This is a genomic window from Actinomadura macra NBRC 14102 (assembly GCF_001552215.1).
In the GTDB taxonomy this organism is placed as follows: domain Bacteria; phylum Actinomycetota; class Actinomycetes; order Streptosporangiales; family Streptosporangiaceae; genus Spirillospora; species Spirillospora macra.
On the sequence record NZ_BCQT01000045.1, the window covers coordinates 1 to 3,038 of the forward strand.

Below are 3,038 nucleotides of genomic sequence, written 5' to 3' on the forward strand. Positions count from 1 at the left end.
GGTGTCGTCCAGGACGAACACGCGCGTGTTGGCCATCGGCGCGCCGATCGTCGGCTCATCCCCCACAGCCAACGGCACCGACATCGACGCACAAACCGTCGTCTCCGTCGGACCATACGCATTGATCAAACGACGACCCGAAGCCCACTGGTCGACCAATCCCGCGTCCAGGGCCTCACCCGCCGACACCAGCGTCTCCACCGTCGGCAGCGCATCGGCGTCCAGTGCCGCCAGCGCGGCCGGAGGCAGCGTCGTGTGCGTCACCCCATGACCGGCCACCACCTCCTCCAACCCCGCACCCGGCACCAGTTCGTCCGCCGGCGCCATCACCAGTGCCGCACCCGAGCACAACGTCACCAGCACCTCGGACACCGCGGCGTCGAACCCCACCGAGGCGAATTGCAGGACGCGTGCGCTGCTGTGGACGTCGAAGTGCCGTGACTGTGCCGCCACCAGGTTGAGCGCGCCACCGTGGGTGACCGCCACGCCCTTCGGTGTCCCCGTCGAGCCGGACGTGTAGATCACATACGCCAGGTCGGCCGGATCCATCGCGAGTCCGGGTGCGGAGTGCGGGTGTGCCGCGATCTGCTCCTGCACGTGCGGATCGTCCACCGCGACCGGCAGGACGCCCCGCAGCGGCAGCTCGTCGAGCACGTCCCCGGTGCCCAGCACCACCAGGGTGCGGCTGTCTGCCAGCATGAACCCGACCCGCTCCGCCGGATAGCGGACGTCGATCGGCAGATACGCGGCGCCCGCCTTCAACACCGCCAGGATCGCCGTCACGAACCGCGCACCTCGCGGCAGGCACAGCCCGACCACCGACTCCGCTCGCACGCCCAACCCGCGCAGATGACCGGCAAGGCGGTTCGCCTGCTCGTCCAGCTCGGCGTAGGTCAGTTCGGTGTCCTCGCCCATCACCGCCAGGGCGTCCGGGGCGGCGGCCACGTGCCGCTCGAACGAGTCGAGCACCGTTCCGCTTGGCGTCTCGGTCGCGGTGTCGTTCCATGCGGCGAGGACTTGCTCGCGCTCTTGGGCGTCGAGGACGTCCACCGCGTGCAGGGTGATGTCGGGGGTCGCGGTCACCACGTCCAGCACCCGGACGAACCAGCCGACGATCCGTTCCGCCGCCGGTGCGTCGAACAGGTCCGCAGCCACGGTCACCGAGCCGCGCAATCCCGCCGGACGGCCCTCCTCGTCGAACACCTCCCCGACCATCACGTCCATGTCGGTCTTCACCGTCGCCACCGCCGCGGCGTCAAGGCCGGACACCGCCCCCGCACGCGCACCGGAAAGATCCAGCACCGCGCGTTCGACGTTCTGCAGCGTGAGCACGACCTGGAACAACGGATGCCGCGCCATCGACCGTTCGGGGGCCAACTCCTCCACGAGCCGCTCGAACGGGACGTCCTGATGGGCCAACGCGCCCAGACTCGCCTCGCGCACCCGCGCCAGCACATGCCGGAACTCGGGGTTCCCCGACAGGTCCGTCCGGATCACCAGGGAGTTCAGGAAGAAACCGACGAGATCGTCGAGGGCTTCGTCGGTGCGGCCCGCGATGCCCGATCCGATCGGGATGTCGGTGCCCGCGCCCAGCCGTGACAGGGTGACCGCCAGCGCGGCCTGGACGACCATGAACGTCGTGGCGCCTTCTGCCCGGGCCAGTTCTGCCAGCCGCTCATGAACATCGGCCGGAACCCGCAACGGCACCGCATGCCCACGATGACTGGCCACCGAAGGACGCGGACGATCCACCGGCAGCACTAGCTCCTCCGGCGCACCAGAAAGAGCCCGCCGCCAGTACTCCACCTGCGCCGACAACAAGCTGTCCGGGTCGGACTCCTCACCCAGCAGCTCACGCTGCCACAACGCATAATCGGCATACTGCACCGGCAACGGCTCCCACACCGGAACCTCACCCCGAACCCGCGCCGCATACGCCACCGACACATCCCGCCCCAACGGACCACGCGACCACCCATCACTGGCAATGTGATGCATCACCACCAGCAACACCTGCTCATCCGAACCGGCCTGGAACAACCACGCCCGGATCGGCACCTCCACCGACAGATCGAACTCATACCGTGTGGCCTGCTCGACCGCTCGGGCCAGGCCGTCGGGCTCGACCTCGCTGATCTCCAGGTCCCAGTCCAGATCACGTGAATCAAGGATGTGCTGGTAGGGCTCACCATCCATGGACGGGAAGACCGTCCGCAGCGATTCGTGGCGTCCGATCACGTCCCGCAGCGCCGCACGCAGCGCCGGGACGTCCACACCCGACAACCGGATCGGGGTCGGGACGTTATAGGTCGCGCTCGGGCCTTCGAGCTGGGCCAGGAACCACAGCCGGCGCTGCGCGAACGACAGCGGCACCCGCTCCGGGCGCGCACCCGCCCGCAACGGCAGGCGCGCCCGGTCGGCGCCGTCTCCGGCCAGACGGGCGGCCAGCCCCGCCACGGTCGGTACTTCGAACAGCGTCCGGACCTCGACCTCCACCCCGAGGACGGATCGAATCCGCGACACCAGGCGGACGGCCAGCAGCGAGTGACCGCCCAGATCGAAGAAGCTGTCGTCCATCCCCACCGTTTCGAGCCCGAGAACCTGGGCGAACGCCGTGCACAGGGTCTGCTCGTGCGCCGTCACCGGGCCGCGGCCCTCGCCGGCGGTGTACTCAGGGGCCGGTAACGCGCGGCGGTCGAGCTTCCCGTTGGGGGTCAGGGGCAGTCCGGCGAGCGTGATCACTGCTGCCGGGACCATGTGGTCCGGCAGCCTCCCCGCCACGAACTCCCGCAGATCAGCGGTGTCGGTGACGGTGTCGACGAGGACCACGTAGGCGACGAGTCTCTTGTCGCCCGGAGTGTCCTCGCGAGCGACCACCGCGGCCTGGTTCACGTCCGCGTGCGTGAGCAAGGTGGCTTCGATCTCGCCGGGTTCGATCCGGAACCCGCGGATCTTCACCTGCTCGTCCGCCCGGCCGGCGAACACCAACCGACCATCAGAGGTCCACTTCGCCAGGTCCCCCGTTCGGTACATCCGTT

General features: G+C 69.3%; 1 protein-coding gene. It reads right to left on the reverse strand.

Annotated features, from left to right (window positions below):
- A partial coding sequence (locus AMA02S_RS39645; protein WP_169806980.1) for a condensation domain-containing protein occupies positions 1 to 2,985 on the reverse strand: 2,985 nt, incomplete at its 3' end.
- Positions 2,986 to 3,038 lie beyond the last annotated feature (53 nt).